This window comes from Bacillus sp. EU52 (assembly GCF_037964975.1).
Classification (GTDB): domain Bacteria; phylum Bacillota; class Bacilli; order Bacillales; family Bacillaceae; genus Bacillus; species Bacillus subtilis.
Genome location: NZ_CP150177.1, coordinates 3,242,294 through 3,257,029 on the forward strand (window position 1 = coordinate 3,242,294; position 14,736 = coordinate 3,257,029).

Here is a 14,736-nt window from a genome sequence, read left to right on the forward strand (position 1 = left end):
CGCCTAATTCACGAGATGATTTCGGTGCGCGTACACCGCCGCCTGCGTCCGGTCACTGACATCCAGCTTTGATAAAATATTCGTAATATGTGTTTTGACTGTTTTAATCGTAATAAACAGTTCCTCGCCTATTTCTTTGTTTGTCTTTCCTTCTGCGATCAGGCAGAGTATTTCGAGCTCCCGTTTTGTAAGCGATTCATGCGGGAGCGCGTTTTCACCTGAGTGGCGCAGCCTGGATAATACTTTTCCCGCCACTTTTGACTCCAGCTTCGGCTCTCCCTTGCTTGCGGCGCGGATGGCATCGGCGATTTCTGCCGCTTTTGAGGTTTTCAACAGATAGCTGAGCGCGCCAGCTTCAATAACCGGGTACACTTTGTCATCATCAATGAAGCTAGTGAGCACAATAATTTTCGGGTCGGAAAGCTCCCGGCAAATTTGCTTTGTAGCTTCAATGCCATCCATGCCCTCCATGACAAGGTCCATTAAAATGACATCAGGCGACAGTTCCACAGCAAGCCGAACACCTTCGCTGCCGTCCGATGCTTCGCCGATGACTTCAATATCGGGCTGCGCCTCCAAAAAAGCCGCGAGCCCCATTCTGACCATTTCATGATCATCAATCAATAATACTCGAATCACGTTCGTTCTCTCCTTTTTCTTCCGGGAAAATCGGGACCTTCACTTCGATTTGGGTGCCTTTTCCTTCTACTGAAATCACTTCGGCGACCCCGCCGATTTCACTTGCACGTTCTTTCATAGAATTCAATCCGTATGAGGATGCTTTCACCTGGTCCATTTTGAAGCCTTTTCCATTATCAATCACCTTCAGACGGAGCTGGCTGTTCTTTATGCCCAGAATCACGGTTACTTTTGACGCTTTTGAATGTCTAAATACGTTTGAAAGGGCCTCCTGCACGATTCTGAACAAGTGGTCTTCAACACCCTTGGATATCGCTGTGTCCTGTATATCCCACTCAATATCAATCGGCTGCTTTTTTCGGAACTCGTCCAAAAGCTCCGTAAGGCCCTCCTTCAGCCCTTTTCCTTCAAGGGTAACAGGCCGTAAATGGAGCAGCAGCGCCCTCATCTCATTTTGGGCTTCGCCTGCCATATGCTCGACCATCCTGATCCGCTTGACTGTTTTGTCATCAGCATCCTTGACATGTTCCAGCACGGCTGATGTCATCATCGATATGGCAAAGAGCTGCTGGCTGACCGCATCATGAAGATCTCTAGCCAATCGCTGGCGTTCTTCTGAGATAACCGACTTCTTCATTTGAGCCTGCCATTCCGCACGTTCATTGGAAAGTTTCTGCAGGGATGCGACTTGAAGCTCCACGCGCTTCGCCATTTCGTTCAGCTGATCAGCGGCCAGGCCGATTTCATCATCACCGAGCGGAGGTATCCGATAAGCGAAATTGCCGTTTTCAAAGGTTAAAATGGATTCAATTAATGTATCAATCCTTGTCTTCAACCGGTTGCCGTACATATACCCTGAGGCGAAACCGACTGTCACGCTGATCAGAAGCAAAATCAGGATAAACGGAATTCCGAACCAGCTTGATGACAGCAAAACAAGCGGATCGAGCCGATAGTAAAACATCATAAAGGAAATCAGGCAGGCAAAAAGGAGCAGGCTGATTCCCGTTGTCATGCGGATGGCGCGCCATTGGAGGCTGGCAAGCATTTTTTTTCTCATACGTACTTCACATCCACATCACCGATAAATAAGGAAACGGACACTTTGACACGGCGCTTTGACTCGCTGAAATCGGTTGACGCGGCATATACCTTCGTGCTTAATCCGCTTTTCTTCGAGCCGATCAGGTTGATGTCACCTATAAAAACAGCTGAGCTGACAGCCACTTCAAGGTCCGATGGTACATAAATATCAACGTTACCAATGACTCCGCTAATGACGATTGTACTTTCTCCCTCGGGAATCATCGCTTTAGATAAATCGATTTTGATATCACCGATAAAACCAGAGACATTTAAATCGTTCAGGTCAAACGGCTGCTTCATCATTTGCAGCTCACCGATAAAAAAGCTGCGCATGTCGGGATGTTTTACATCTTTTGGCGGCTCATGATGTTCTTTTTTATTGAGATTGACCTGTTTCTCATTCGGTTCAAATATCGGCTTCCCTTTGATAAGCCTGTAGCCGGCGTAAATCAGAAATGCGGCAAACGCATAGCCGAATAAATTAAAGGTGATGCTGAAGAGGTTTTTCAAAAATAGAAACGCGGCAAAGATATACATGACGGAGCCAAGCCAATCACGGGAATATTTTTTAAGGAAATAGCCGGCAATCAGAAAAAAGAGCGGCCAAAACAGCAGATCGCCTATTCCGATAATTTGCAAAAACATACTGATGCCGAATAAAGCAATGATCAATCCGAGAAGCTGTTTTTTTGTCATTCCTGGTGTCCGCCTCCTTTCTTCTGCCTAGTGCTACCGTATCGCTAGATCCCCGCTGTCCGTTTTGATGTCGATTGGATGCCGGCCGCTTCCTTGCGTGCCTGTGATGTGATGCTGTTCTTTATGTCCTTTATCAGCAAATGAATACGGCGAACTGACGTCACCGCTTGCTGATAAAGCATTGACTGCAAAGCTGCCATTTTGGGGAAGGCTTACATTAGCATCACCGCTTGTCAGCGTGACAGATACGGGACCGGTTACCTTTTTCAATACAGCATTAAAATCTCCTGAAGTCATTTTCACATCAAGAGAGCCTGATACATGAACCAGATTTGCGTCCCCTGAAGCTAAATCAATGCCGGCTGTTTTGGAGACGGTATTTGAAATGGAAACATCCCCCGATGATGCCTTCACTTTCAGATCTTGAATGCGGACGTCCGTCACGCTCGTATTTCCGCTCGCAGATACTGCGTTCAGCCCGGAAAGCGCAAGATGGTCATTCCCGGCCACAGACACGTCACCGCTTGAGGTTCGTACTGCCAGATCACCTTTATAATCATACGGAAGCCTGACGATAAGAGTTGAACGGTTAAATCCATTCAAAAATTGAAATTCTTTTTCCTTTACGGTCAGCTCCAGTTTTCTTTTGTTTTCAGTAACAAATAACTTTCCTGAGTCTCCTGAAATGCCTGCCGATATGTCACTTCGTTCTTTCGCTATAATCCGGACATCCTTGCTATCCGACTCAATGACCATGCTGTCAATGTCCCGCGGCGATGCGCTGGCTGAATCAGCTTCTGTGCCATTTATGAAACCTAGGCCTGCAGCAAACACATCTTTTACGACGACGGCGAAAAAAACCAGAATACCGGCAGTGATCAACAGTTTGCCAAGCATTTTTTTCATTCGGTTTCATCCTTCTCATTCATTCTATTATAAAGGAAAAGCTTGCGAATTGATACGTGCGGAAGGGAAGGACTTGACCGCAAATCCTTCCCCGTTCCGCTTATTCATTTGCCGCTTTTGTCTGGTCTGATTTTTGCAGTGAAAGTGTCCGCATTTTTTCAATCTCCGCTTCCACATCGTCTGCGAATTCTTTACGTGTAAGTTCTGTGCCGGCTTCCGCTGACTTTGAATAATTCGCGCGGATTTCCATTTCTTCAATACGATTTTCAATACGTAAAAATTCACGATACGCGCTTTCACTGTCAATTTTGTCAAATGTCGTATTCATATGCTCTTTAGCTTTCGCCGCATTTGCCCGCGCAATCAGCGCCTGTTTTTTATCCTTTACGTCCTGAAGCTTTGTTTCAAGTGCAGCCAGCTGCTCTTTCAGATCAGCCAGCTGACTGTTTGCCTGTTCATAGGAAGCTTTATGCTCAGCCGCCTTCCCTTCTAAATACTTCATTTCAGTCAGCGCCTTTTTCGCCAGTTCTTCTTCACCTGCGTCAAATGCGAGCTGTGCCTGATTTTTCCGTTTGCCAGCCACTTCAGCGGCTTCTTCATATTTTTTCTTAAATTGATAGGCAATCGTGTGCTGTTTCACAATTGTTTGCTTTGCTTTTGCGATGTCGCTTTCCATATCGCGTACATATTGATTCAGCATCACCTTTGGATTCTCCATTTTATCAAGTCCTTCATGAACTGACGCAACAAACATGTCTCTGATTCTTTTTAATACCATACCTGATTCCTCCTAATATATTGATATTATTTTTTCTTCAAAAATTCTTCCCATTCGTCATCAAAGTGAGATTGGTAGGCAGCAGAAGCCGGTTCAGGATCAAAAGATGATACACCGTTATCAGCTGATCCGTTTTTCATCAGCTTCCAGCCGTAATACACCATAGCGGCCGCCAATGCGATTCCGACGACAAACGGAAGTGAGCAGATGAGCATAATGGCTCCGATACCGCCCACGATGATTCCCGTGATGGTTTTTCCCGCGGCAAACCTTTTGATTCCTGCGTATGTCATCAAGCTCCCGATGGCGAGCGGGATGATAAAGCCGAAGCTTCCTCCTCCAAAAAAGACGGAGATCCCAAATACAATTAATAAGAATCCGCCTATTGTTTTCTTGTTTATTTTCATGCAGATCCTCCTTTCGTTTTCCTTGTCTTCATCTTATACAAGTTGGAAGATATGCAAAACGAATCAGAGATTGATTTTTATATAAGACCGGAGTCGTATCTCGCACCGGACCCATTGGCACAAAAAAACGCCATGCACGAGGCATGGCGTTTTAAAACCCTTTACAGATGAACACTTGCTTCCCTTTCTTTAATTAGGTCGGACCTTTCTGCTTTGGCCAATTTTGTAAACAGCAAGATTCCGATACCCGCAATAATTTCGACAATCCCACCGACAGCGATCACTTTACCTGAGCCGAAAGCATTAGCGGCATACCCGCAAATGACAGCTCCGGCAGGGATCGAAATATTTGAGATCATATGTATAACGGCGTAAACCTGCGGCTGATCCTCACTATCCACAGACGTCTGGATAATCGTGTACTCAGGAACATTAACAGCACTGACTGCGGCACCAAAGGTAAAAGCAGCGAAAAAGACGAGCGGCAAAAAGGTGTTCATCCCGGTAATAAAGAAAGCAAATCCTTCAATAATGCCGGCAGTGACGAATAACAAGCCGTACCTGTTTACCTTGACTTTCGCCAGCACAAACCCTAATAAAAACGCGCCCGCGGCGGTGGTGGCCTTTAAAAGCGAGTATACGATCGGCTGGCCGTTTAAATCTTCCGCAACGTATACGGCAGAAAGCGCTTCCCATGGGGCAGCCGCGAAATTCATAAAGATACAGTAAATGGCGAGCGGATATAAAATCTGGTGTTTTCTGACGAGCCTAAAGCCGCGTTTCAGTCTTCCGATATATGTGCCTCTCTGTGTAACAACCGCAGACTCTGATTGAGATTCAACCGCAGTGTACTTAATAAAAAGAACGAGAAAACCTGACACCAAATAGAGCACAAGTGCGATAAGCATGGTATAAGAAGGACTGATAAATGTAAGAAAAGCGCCGCATAATGTGACAGCCCCAAGCCGGACAATTTGAGCGGAGGATTGCAGCACAGCATTTGCTTTTTGAATGCTCTGTTCATTTACGATTTGAGGAATCAAAGCGATAGAGGCGGGATTGTAGGCAGCTCCAGTAGCTGAATGCACAATCATAAGCGTCATGACAAACCACAGCGGAGAGAAGCCCGCAAAATGACATAGAGGGATAATCAAAACAATCGCCGCCCTTGTCAGATCTGAAAAGTACATCCAAAATTTCAGCGTGGTCTGTTTCATAAAAGGCCCCGTCACAGGCGCCAGAACGGCTTCCGGCAAAAAAGTGACAGCAATCAATAAAGCAGTGCCGATCGCACCTTTGCCGTCATAAATTAAAAACCATAATATTGAATTAAATGCGAACATATCGCCGGATATCTTGACTATTCTTGAGAAAAACAGATAATTGAAATTTCTCTTCCAGATGCTATCACTTTCAATTAAATTCACCATCCATCAGAGCCCCCCACTGCCTATTTTTTACATCTATTTATTACAATATCTCATTTTTCCATTTTTCAGTCAATAATTCATAAGGTTCATTTTTTGTCGCAAAATGGGAAATTGACAGAGTGAAAAACAAAAAAAGCCGGCATGTATTTGAACACGCCGGCTTTCCTTTTCACTTTTTATGATTCGCTGCTGTTTCGGTCCCGAAACACAATGGCACTTCTTTCATATTCTACATCGCCAATACCGTTTCTTGCATTCACAACCCGTGCGGCGGCAAAGAAATAATCGGACAGACGATTGAGATAACGCAGCACTGTTTCATGAATCTCCTCCGATTTCATCAGCGCCACCACTCTTCGTTCTGCCCTCCTTGTAATGGTGCGGGCGATATGGAGAAGCGAAGCACCTCTTGATCCGCCTGGAAGAATAAATTTCTTCAGTTCCGGCGCTTCTGCTGTATAGGCATCAATGCGCGTTTCTAAAAAGGAAACAGATTCTTCCGTTAGTTTGTAGTCTTTTCTTTCTGTGACGATTGCCAGATCGCCTCCGCAGTCAAACAGCTCATGCTGGATGGTCAGCAGCTCGGCTGTCAGATCTTCAAAGCCGGGCTGCCCGGAAAGCTCTGCCAAAGCAAGCCCGATAAAGCTGTTAAGCTCGTCAATCGTGCCGTAGCTTTCGACGCGTAGGCTGTCCTTGTCCGTTCTGCCCCCGACTAAGCCCGTTTGTCCCTTATCGCCTGTTTTTGTATATAGTTTCATACCCTGAATCTCCTTTACAGACTTATTCAAACAACTCAGCAGCCTCTTTTACACATTCAGCTGTCCCTTTCTTTATCAATTGATTCAGCCGCTGTTCTATGTTTTCGGATTGCTGAGTTTGAGTCGCGGCGATGAGAATATCACCTGTGCCTCCTCCGTCTCCCAGCACTTTCGTCCGTTCTGCTTCGGCAGCCATAAGAGCTTTGATGAAGAATTGATCTGCCGCATAGCCGTTTATCAAAATCCAAATCGAAAAGCCGGTCTGAACGCATATGAAAACGGATAACTCTCTGTCTTCATACGTTCGATACACGAAACGGTCAAGTCTTTCTGAAGAAGCCATCGCACACGTCTCCTGCAGTTGAAAACCGCTTTCTGAAAGACAGGCCGTAAGTCCTTCTATCGGATCTGGCTGATCTGGCAGCCGTTTATGGATCAGCGTCCTGCTCCACGAAAACCCTGCACCGATAGGCGTCGAGGACAATGTTCGAAGCGGGATTTCCGTTTGCAGAAGAATGTTATCACGCCCCGCTTGGAGCAATGCTTCAAATAGGATAGACTGCCGCTTCGCGCTATCTTTTTCAGGCTGAATCACAATCATCGGTTTAGGTGAGCTTTGATGTACCAAGGCGGTGACATCTGTATCGTACACCGCCTTTATGCTTTGTTCTGTGACAGCATATTCCGGTTTTTGCTTAGGACCAGCGGCACCGTTTTTCATAAACATGAGCTCATCACAGTACAGGCTTGCGGTGTTCAGATCATGAAAAACGCTGACAGCTGCCAATCCGCTTTCTCTCGTCAGGCGTTTGATCAGATCAAGCAGGTCTTTTTGATAAGCCAGATCGAGAAAATTAGTCGGCTCGTCCAAAAATAAAATACGCGGCTGCTGCGCCAAAGCTTGTGCCAAATACACCCGCTGCTGTTCCCCTCCGCTTAGTTCGCGAATCGGCTTTTGCGCAAAATCGGCCACTCCTGTTTGCTCCATTGCTTGCTGTACAATGGCTTCATCCTTTTCAGTCTGCTGTCTGAACAGCCCCGTTTGGAATGGATATCTGCCAAAGGCTACAGTTTCTTCGACGGTAAAGGTGAAGGCTTGATCCGTTTTTTGCGGCAGGACAGCCATGATTTGCGCCAGTTCCTTCGGTTTATAGTCCGCCAGCAGTTTTCCGGCCAGATAAACCCTGCCTTCCTTGGCCGGCAGCGTACCTGTCAGCAAGTGCAAAAGCGTGGTTTTTCCGCTTCCATTGGGGCCGAGAATTCCGAGAAATTCTCCCTTCTCCACTGTTAAGCTGACATTGTTGATTAGGCGGCTGTCGCCGTATCCTCCCGACAGCCCTTCTGCCTTCATCATAAGCTTCTCCCCCCGCGGTGCTGCCGAATTAAAATAAGAGCGAACACAGGCGCTCCCGCCAAGGACGTAATGATCCCGATCGGCAGTTCAATCGGCTCAATGATGGTTCTGGAAAGCAGATCGGCTAAAACGAGAAACCCTGCCCCGAGCAAGGCGGACAGCGGCAGTAAATGCCGATGGTCGGTTCCCCACAAAAGCCTTGTGATATGCGGAATCACAAGGCCGACAAAGCCAATCGTACCCGATACTGCCACAGCGCTTCCCGTCAAAAGAGATCCGGCTATTAAAATCATCATCTTCCTCTGCTGAACGCTGACTCCAAGAAGCTTTGCTTTATCTTCTCCATATGTCATCACGTTCAGTTCCCTTCCGTTTATAATCAATAAAGTGATTCCCAAAAGAAAAAACGGGAGAAACAAAATAACATAGCTCCAGCCCCTCATTGAGACGCTGCCAAGCAGCCAATGCACAATCGGAAGCAGGTTGTCTCCTGTCAAGGCGATGATAAGAGAAATAAATGCGCCCAAAAAAGAGTTAGTGATGACACCGGTCAAAATGAGGGTGGAAACAGACATCGAAGCATGAACGAGGCGGCTGAAGAAAAGGACTGCCGCCATCGTGGCAAGTGCCGCGGCTACACTCACAACCGGGAGTGTAAACTCTCCGATGACAGGAAGGTGCAGACCTAAGAACAGAGTCACAACAGCTCCGACTGAAGCACCGGATGACACACCTAGCGTATAGGGATCAGCAAGTGGATTTTTCAACAATCCTTGAAAAGCGGCCCCTGCAACAGAAAGAGCCGCCCCCACAAGGGCGGCCAGCACAACTCTCGGCAGTCTGATATTCATCATAATATTAGTGTACATCGGATCATCAGAACCGATAGAGCCGCCGAAACCTTGATGCCAAAAGACACGAAAAACAGCGGGAATAGGAATATGCAGGCTGCCGCAAGAAATTCCTAAGATGATGCTCACGGCTAAAAATGAGAAACCAATGATATATGCGGCATAACGATTATTCCTTAAACGTATCCGGGTAAATGCTTTCCGCAAGTTCTTCGACCCCTTCGATCAGACGGGGACCGGAACGTGTCACAAGATCAGGGTCCACATCATATACACGATGATGTTTCACAGCATTGATTTCGCTCCAGCCATCGCGTTTTTCCACAGCTTTCGCTTTCACACCGTCCGTTGTAACAATTGCATCAGGATTGAGTTTTACGATCGCCTCGTCTGTCATTTGCACCCATCCTGTCTGATCCGCAGCTGCGTTTTTAGCATGGATGACATTCAGCATTTCATTCATAAACGTATCTTTTCCGGTTGTATAAATGTCAGGATCAGGAGAAACCTCGATAAATACGCTTTTCTCCTCGTCTTTTGAAATAGTTTTCGCTTTTTCTTGAATATCCTTTAGATCTGATTTCATGCGTTTCACGAGCTGATCAGCTTTTTTCTCCGCCCCGCCAGCTTCTCCGATCATTTCGATTGATTTGTACACCTCGGAGAATGATTGTGCATTATTGACAGTCAGCACTGTAATGCCCGCGTCCTTCAGCTGTTTGATGGCATCCGCTGATGCTGACATGGAAGACTCATGGGCCAGAACGAGATCTGGTTTTAGAGAAATGACTTTTTCAACGTTTACATTCATATCTCCGACTTTCTCAACCTTTTTGACTTCCTTTGGATAGGTATCGTTTGTGGTGACACCGACCACTTTGTCACCAAGGCCGAGTGCGTATGTAATTTCTGTGTTGCTCGGCATTAATGAAACAATCTTTTTTGGCTCTTTTTTGATGGTTACATCTTGGTTTGACGCATCATCAATGGTGACAGGGAACACTTCTGTTTTTTGTTTTGCCTTTGAATCCTTCTGATCCGCAGGATTGCCGCAGCCTGCCAGCATAACAGCAGCCAACAGAAGCGCAGCCCATATCCCGGCTCGTTTTTTCATAATCTTTTCCTCCTAAACGAACTAAAAAAGCATCTCTACGACGGTAAAGATGCTGTAAACAACACAAAAAAGCCTATTGTTTACACATCATCTGTCCTCGCAGAATTCGTGCTGATCAAACAGGCAGGTATCCTGGCTCTTGGCGCTTGGCCAATTACAGTGGCGGGACCGCACCGGCTTTTACCGGTTTCCCTTTTAAGCCGGCTGTTGTTCACGGACCGGCACCTATTTGACATTCGTATCCGTTTTTCGGAGTAATTATACTATATGACTGACAGGCTTGTATATGTGTCCTGAATGACTTTTCCCCATATTGTGTATGGAAGCAAAATCCTCGTAAACACTAAATTTGATCTTGTATACTTAATACCATCATCTATCAAAAGGAATGATTCTTATGGATTTACAGCTAAAAGAAAAACTCGTCTTAATCACCGGCTCGACGTCCGGTATCGGGAAAGCCGCCGCAAAAAGCTTTCTGCAAGAGGGTGCGGCAGTCATTGTCAACGGACGCAAACAGGAGACTGTCGATCGCACCATTGAAGAGCTTTCTGGCTATGGAACAGTGCACGGTGCTGCTGCCGATTTGTCAAAAACAGATGAAGCAGCGGCTTTTATCGAAAAAGTAAATGAAATCGGTGATATCGATATCCTTGTCAACAACCTTGGTTTCTTCGAGGTAAAAGACTTCGCCGATGTGACAGATGAAGAGTGGAATCAATATTTCGAAGTGAACGTGATGAGCGCCGTTCGGACAAGCCGTCACTTCCTTCCAAAAATGCTTGCCAAAAACAGCGGCCGCATTTTAAATATTGCAAGTGAAGCAGGCGTCAAACCGCTGCCAACGATGATTCCATACTCAATGACAAAAACGGCACTGATCAGCCTTTCAAGAGGAATGGCTGAAATGACAAAAGGCACAAATGTGACGGTCAACTCAGTGCTCCCGGGACCTACTTGGACAGAGGGCGTGGCCTCCTATATGGAAGGCGCCGCACAAGCAGCCGGACAGGATACAGATACATTTATCAAAGACTATTTCAAGGTCAATGAGCCAACCTCACTTATTCAGCGATACGCGACAGCAGAAGAAGTCGCCAACACAATCGTATTCCTCGCGTCTGACGCCGCATCCGCCATTAACGGCACGGCACAGCGTGTGGAAGGCGGCATTATCCGTTCTCTGTAGTATAAAAAACGCATCCGTTGTTTCGGATGCGTTTTTTTTATACGTCTCCAGCAAATGGTACCGGCTGATATCCGCCTGTTTCCAGTTGTGCTGAAAACAACCCTCCAGCGTGAGGCTGCTCGTATCTCTCTTTTTCTGTCATTTGTTCTGTTGCCGTTGTAATGTAAAGGGTTTTTAAGTCTTTGCCGCCGAACGCGCAGCACGTGACATATTTAGCCGGCACGCTGATTGAATTGATTTCTTTTTTCTGAAACGGGTCAATGTGAACAACGCGGCTGCCGCCAAACAGCGCCACCCACAGCATGCCATTTTGGTCAATTGTCATGCCGTCCGGCAATCCGTCCGACTGATCAAAACGATAGACAGGTTCTGGATTCGAAACATCCCCGCTTTGAGGATCATAGCTGTAACGTACAATCTCCTGGGTCGGCGTGTCGATGTAATACATCAAATTCCGCTCGCGGTCCCAATCCAAACCGTTTGAGGTGGAGACTTGATCCTTGATTTTGACAAGACTGCCGTCTAGATTCAAACGGTACAGCGACGCCTGTTTTTGCTCGCCTTCCATGCTCGTCGTCCCCGCCCAAAGCCTTCCGTACGGGTCACATTTAGCATCATTAAATCTCAGGCTCTCATGCATGTCCTTCGGCTGTTTAATTTTTTCCAAGCTGTCATCCCGAAGATGATACAGGTAAAACCCGTCCTTCATCGTCATAATCAGTTCATCCTTTGAATATTTCGCAAGCGCCGTCACAAAGGATTTGAATTTGATTGATCGGTTGATTTTTTCTTCAGGGTCAAAGATGTGGAGCTCGCTCCCCAGGATATCAACCCAATATAAGCGGCCGTTTTCTTCATCCCATAACGGGCCTTCTCCAATCACTGCCCGAGTGTCTGCTTCCAATACTGCATCCATGTGTTACACCTCTTTAGCTTCAGTCTATATATTGTTATTCCCGGCAAAGAGGTGTCCAAACCACTTGATGTTTATTGTTTTTTAAAAAGGATGGTAATGACCGTTCCAATGTTCATTCTGCTGTTCACATGGATCGTTCCGTTATGCAGATGGACAAGCTCCTTGGCAATCGCGAGCCCGAGACCCGTTCCGGCAGTTGAATCTTTTGTGTTCGTCCCTCTGTAGTAACGGTTAAACAAATGGGTAATCGTTTCTTCATCCATTCCTTTCCCATTGTCCTTCACCTTTAAAGATATATGATTTTTTGTTTGCTCCAGAATGACTTGAATCTCTGTTCCTTTGTCGTTGTGCTTCACGGCATTCCCAAGGAGGTTTTCTAATATGCGCCTGAACCACGCTTCATCAAGGGCAAATTCAATATGCTCTTCTTTGGATACAAACGAGATATCATAGCCTTCAGAAAACGGATTTTTCTTAAAATCCTCAATGACATTTTTAAAAAACGGGATAAGGCTAGTGAGATTTCTCTCAATAGGAAGAGCATCATTTTTCAGCCGATACGTTAAATTTAAGTCTTCAATCAGCTTAGACATGTATTCAGATTTTTCTCTGACAACCTGCCCCATTTCTTTCACTTCTTCCGGCGACCAGTCATACTGCTTCGACTCGAGCATCATGCTGTAGCCGTAAATGCTGCTGAGCGGTGTTTTTAAGTCATGTGACAAACCGGCAATCCATTCTTCCCTTGTCGCCTGGATTTTTTCTCTGTTTCTTTTATCCCTTCTCAGCGTTTCAGTCAGCTGATCCATTGATTCAAATATCTCACCGAAGAAGCGGTACGGCTGTTTGATTTTTCCCTTTTTATTTTTGCTGACAGGACGGCCTTCCCGGTTTCTAGGTTCCTCAAGCTTCCCTTTTGACAGATTGACCAGCCATCTAATCGTGTGAAAAATCGGCAGCCCGAATCGGAACATATACCAAACGGTCATCCAAATGATATACATGAACAAAACGGCCATCACGAGAAACATCGCTTTTAATACAACCTTCAGGAATGATTTGTTAAACTCCTGATCGGTTACATAGACTGGGTTTGGCACCGTAGCGACCATCCATCTGTCTTTATTGAGGATCTTAACGGAAATTTCCCGCTTATAGTTCCAAGGCTTAGAGCTGTATTTAAGCAGCTCCAGCTGGTTCATCGTTTTTCTTTCGCTTTTTGTGCTATTGATGCTGTCGAGAATCTTTCCATTGCTGTCTAACAGGTAAATGGCGCCTTTTTTCCGTTTAATATAGTCGATGGTACTAGACTTATAGTGCGCTAGTGAGTCTATCTTTTGTTCACGCTTTTCAACGGAAGTCAGGAGCTGTTCACTTTTTGATTTCCAGCCGGACAATAGAAGATACGACTTATCTTCAATATTGATGGCCCAATAATTCAGTTTATAGTTATGAAGCTTTTTGGTTTTATAAATAGACAAAAGCTCTTTCTTGGTATAGGTGCCCGGCACGTCTTTTGGCACGCCGTAGGAATAATCAGTGTTTCCTTCCGAATCAATGATTTGCATCCAGCCGTGCTGTTTATCAACAGATTTCTTCAGGAAATTATCCACTTCCCATGTCCCGTCTTCGTTTACATCGAGATATGCCTCAAGTGTGTCGGTCGTTGCTTTCGTCAGCCCTGAATTGGATTCCGCATCGCTAAAACGGGCGTCTAAATAGAAAAACGATGCAACAAGCATAACCGTAAGCAGCAGGATCACAATCAGCATCTGGCCGAAAAAGTGAAACAAAAACTTCCATCTTAACCTCATGACCGCTTGCCTTCAGGATTTGGGATAAAACGATAGCCGAGACCTCGAACGGTTACAATATACTCCGGATTGCTCGGATCGCGCTCAATCTTCTCCCTAAGCTTGCGAATATGAACCATGACGGTGTTGTTGTCACCGTAGGAAGGATAGCCCCATACTTTTTCATATATTTGATCTTTGGAAAGCACCACGTTAGGGTGTTCACAAAAATACTGCAAAAGCTGCAGAAGCTGGGCTGAACAGGCAACGGCTTCCCCGCCTACGATCAACTCGGCATTTTGCGGAGAAAAAGTAAAGTAATCATATGTGTAGGTTTGATTTGAACTCGTTTCTTTCGATTGATATGTACGCTTGAGATGCGCTCTGATCCGCGCCGCTAATTCCAGCGGATTAAATGGTTTTGTGATATAGTCATCAGCTCCAACCGCAAAGCCCGATAATTTGTCCGCGTCGGATGATCTTGCCGTCAGGAAAAAAATCGGAGCGTCTGAATACTCTCTGATCAATGTGCAGGCTTCAAAACCGGACATTCCGCCCATCATGACATCCAGCACAATCAAGTCAACCTTATTGGCCTTCACAACGGGAATCGCTTCTTCTGCGCTTGCCGCATCCAGTATATTTCGATAACCTTCTTTTTCGAGAACGCGTTTGATCATGTCCACAATCGCTTTCTCATCGTCTACGATTAAAATTGACGCATTTTCCACTTTTATGTTCCTTTCTGTCACTGTTTTTTTCATCTTATCATTATATCGTTTATTTATGGTACATTTTTGAATACATTGGAGCTTGGCA

Annotated in this window: 15 protein-coding genes and 1 riboswitch; of the genes, 1 reads left to right on the top strand and 14 read right to left on the bottom strand. The window is 45.8% G+C overall.

Features of this window, described 5'->3' with window-relative positions; all coding sequences use genetic code 11:
• Positions 1-3 precede the first annotated feature (3 nt).
• The 11 genes from liaR to NSU05_RS16750 all read right to left on the bottom strand — a co-directional run bounded on the left by liaR (position 4) and on the right by NSU05_RS16750 (position 10,019).
• Positions 4-639 carry a two-component system response regulator LiaR gene (gene liaR, locus NSU05_RS16700; protein WP_003243201.1) on the bottom strand — a complete coding sequence of 212 codons (636 nt, stop codon included), beginning with the start codon at positions 637-639 and terminating at the stop codon, positions 4-6.
• Positions 617-1,699, bottom strand: a complete 1,083-nt coding sequence (gene liaS, locus NSU05_RS16705; protein WP_014480831.1) for a two-component system sensor histidine kinase LiaS — start codon at positions 1,697-1,699, stop codon at positions 617-619. The genes liaR and liaS overlap by 23 nt, the downstream gene beginning before the upstream one ends.
• Positions 1,696-2,421: a LiaRS two-component regulatory system accessory protein LiaF gene (gene liaF / locus NSU05_RS16710; RefSeq protein ID WP_003242605.1), complete on the bottom strand. Its 726-nt coding sequence runs from the start codon at positions 2,419-2,421 to the stop codon at positions 1,696-1,698. Before liaF ends, liaS begins: the two co-directional genes overlap by 4 nt.
• Before the next feature lie 33 nt (positions 2,422-2,454).
• Positions 2,455-3,327: a DUF4097 domain-containing protein gene (locus NSU05_RS16715; protein WP_339204156.1), complete on the bottom strand. Its 873-nt coding sequence runs from the start codon at positions 3,325-3,327 to the stop codon at positions 2,455-2,457.
• Between the two features lie 100 nt (positions 3,328-3,427).
• On the bottom strand, positions 3,428-4,105 hold the full coding sequence (locus NSU05_RS16720; RefSeq protein ID WP_003243047.1) for a PspA/IM30 family protein: 678 nt from the start codon (positions 4,103-4,105) through the stop codon (positions 3,428-3,430).
• A gap of 26 nt (positions 4,106-4,131) precedes the next feature.
• Complete coding sequence (liaI, locus tag NSU05_RS16725; protein ID WP_003243447.1) at positions 4,132-4,512, bottom strand: cell envelope stress-induced membrane anchor protein LiaI; 381 nt, start codon at positions 4,510-4,512, stop codon at positions 4,132-4,134.
• A 161-nt stretch (positions 4,513-4,673) separates the two neighbouring features.
• Positions 4,674-5,942, bottom strand: a complete 1,269-nt coding sequence (locus tag NSU05_RS16730; RefSeq protein ID WP_038429602.1) for an MFS transporter — start codon at positions 5,940-5,942, stop codon at positions 4,674-4,676.
• Between the two features lie 176 nt (positions 5,943-6,118).
• Complete coding sequence (locus NSU05_RS16735; RefSeq protein ID WP_038429604.1) at positions 6,119-6,700, bottom strand: cob(I)yrinic acid a,c-diamide adenosyltransferase; 582 nt, start codon at positions 6,698-6,700, stop codon at positions 6,119-6,121.
• Between the two features lie 22 nt (positions 6,701-6,722).
• Positions 6,723-8,051, bottom strand: a complete 1,329-nt coding sequence (locus NSU05_RS16740) for an ATP-binding cassette domain-containing protein (RefSeq protein WP_082201018.1) — start codon at positions 8,049-8,051, stop codon at positions 6,723-6,725.
• Entirely contained in the window at positions 8,051-9,112 is a 1,062-nt protein-coding gene (locus NSU05_RS16745) for an iron ABC transporter permease (protein ID WP_015251250.1), read from the bottom strand. The genes NSU05_RS16740 and NSU05_RS16745 overlap by 1 nt, the downstream gene beginning before the upstream one ends.
• Entirely contained in the window at positions 9,075-10,019 is a 945-nt protein-coding gene (locus NSU05_RS16750) for an ABC transporter substrate-binding protein (protein WP_038429607.1), read from the bottom strand. The genes NSU05_RS16745 and NSU05_RS16750 overlap by 38 nt, the downstream gene beginning before the upstream one ends.
• A 104-nt stretch (positions 10,020-10,123) precedes the next feature.
• A riboswitch (cobalamin riboswitch) is annotated at positions 10,124-10,263 on the bottom strand.
• 153 nt (positions 10,264-10,416) lie between these two features.
• Between NSU05_RS16750 and NSU05_RS16755 the strand changes: the two genes are divergently transcribed.
• The gene (locus NSU05_RS16755; protein ID WP_003242985.1) at positions 10,417-11,208 is read left to right on the top strand and encodes an SDR family oxidoreductase; all 792 of its coding nucleotides are present in this window, start codon (positions 10,417-10,419) and stop codon (positions 11,206-11,208) included.
• Positions 11,209-11,245: 37 nt separating this feature from the next.
• Here NSU05_RS16755 and NSU05_RS16760 read toward each other — a convergent pair whose 3' ends face one another.
• The 3 genes from NSU05_RS16760 to yvrH form a co-directional block, all read right to left on the bottom strand.
• The gene (locus NSU05_RS16760) at positions 11,246-12,124 is read right to left on the bottom strand and encodes an SMP-30/gluconolactonase/LRE family protein (protein WP_024572125.1); all 879 of its coding nucleotides are present in this window, start codon (positions 12,122-12,124) and stop codon (positions 11,246-11,248) included.
• A gap of 71 nt (positions 12,125-12,195) precedes the next feature.
• Positions 12,196-13,938 carry a two-component system sensor histidine kinase YvrG gene (gene yvrG, locus NSU05_RS16765; RefSeq protein WP_032726840.1) on the bottom strand — a complete coding sequence of 581 codons (1,743 nt, stop codon included), beginning with the start codon at positions 13,936-13,938 and terminating at the stop codon, positions 12,196-12,198.
• Positions 13,935-14,648, bottom strand: a complete 714-nt coding sequence (gene yvrH / locus NSU05_RS16770) for a two-component system response regulator YvrH (RefSeq protein WP_003243545.1) — start codon at positions 14,646-14,648, stop codon at positions 13,935-13,937. The genes yvrG and yvrH overlap by 4 nt, the downstream gene beginning before the upstream one ends.
• Between the last annotated feature and the right edge of the window lie 88 nt (positions 14,649-14,736).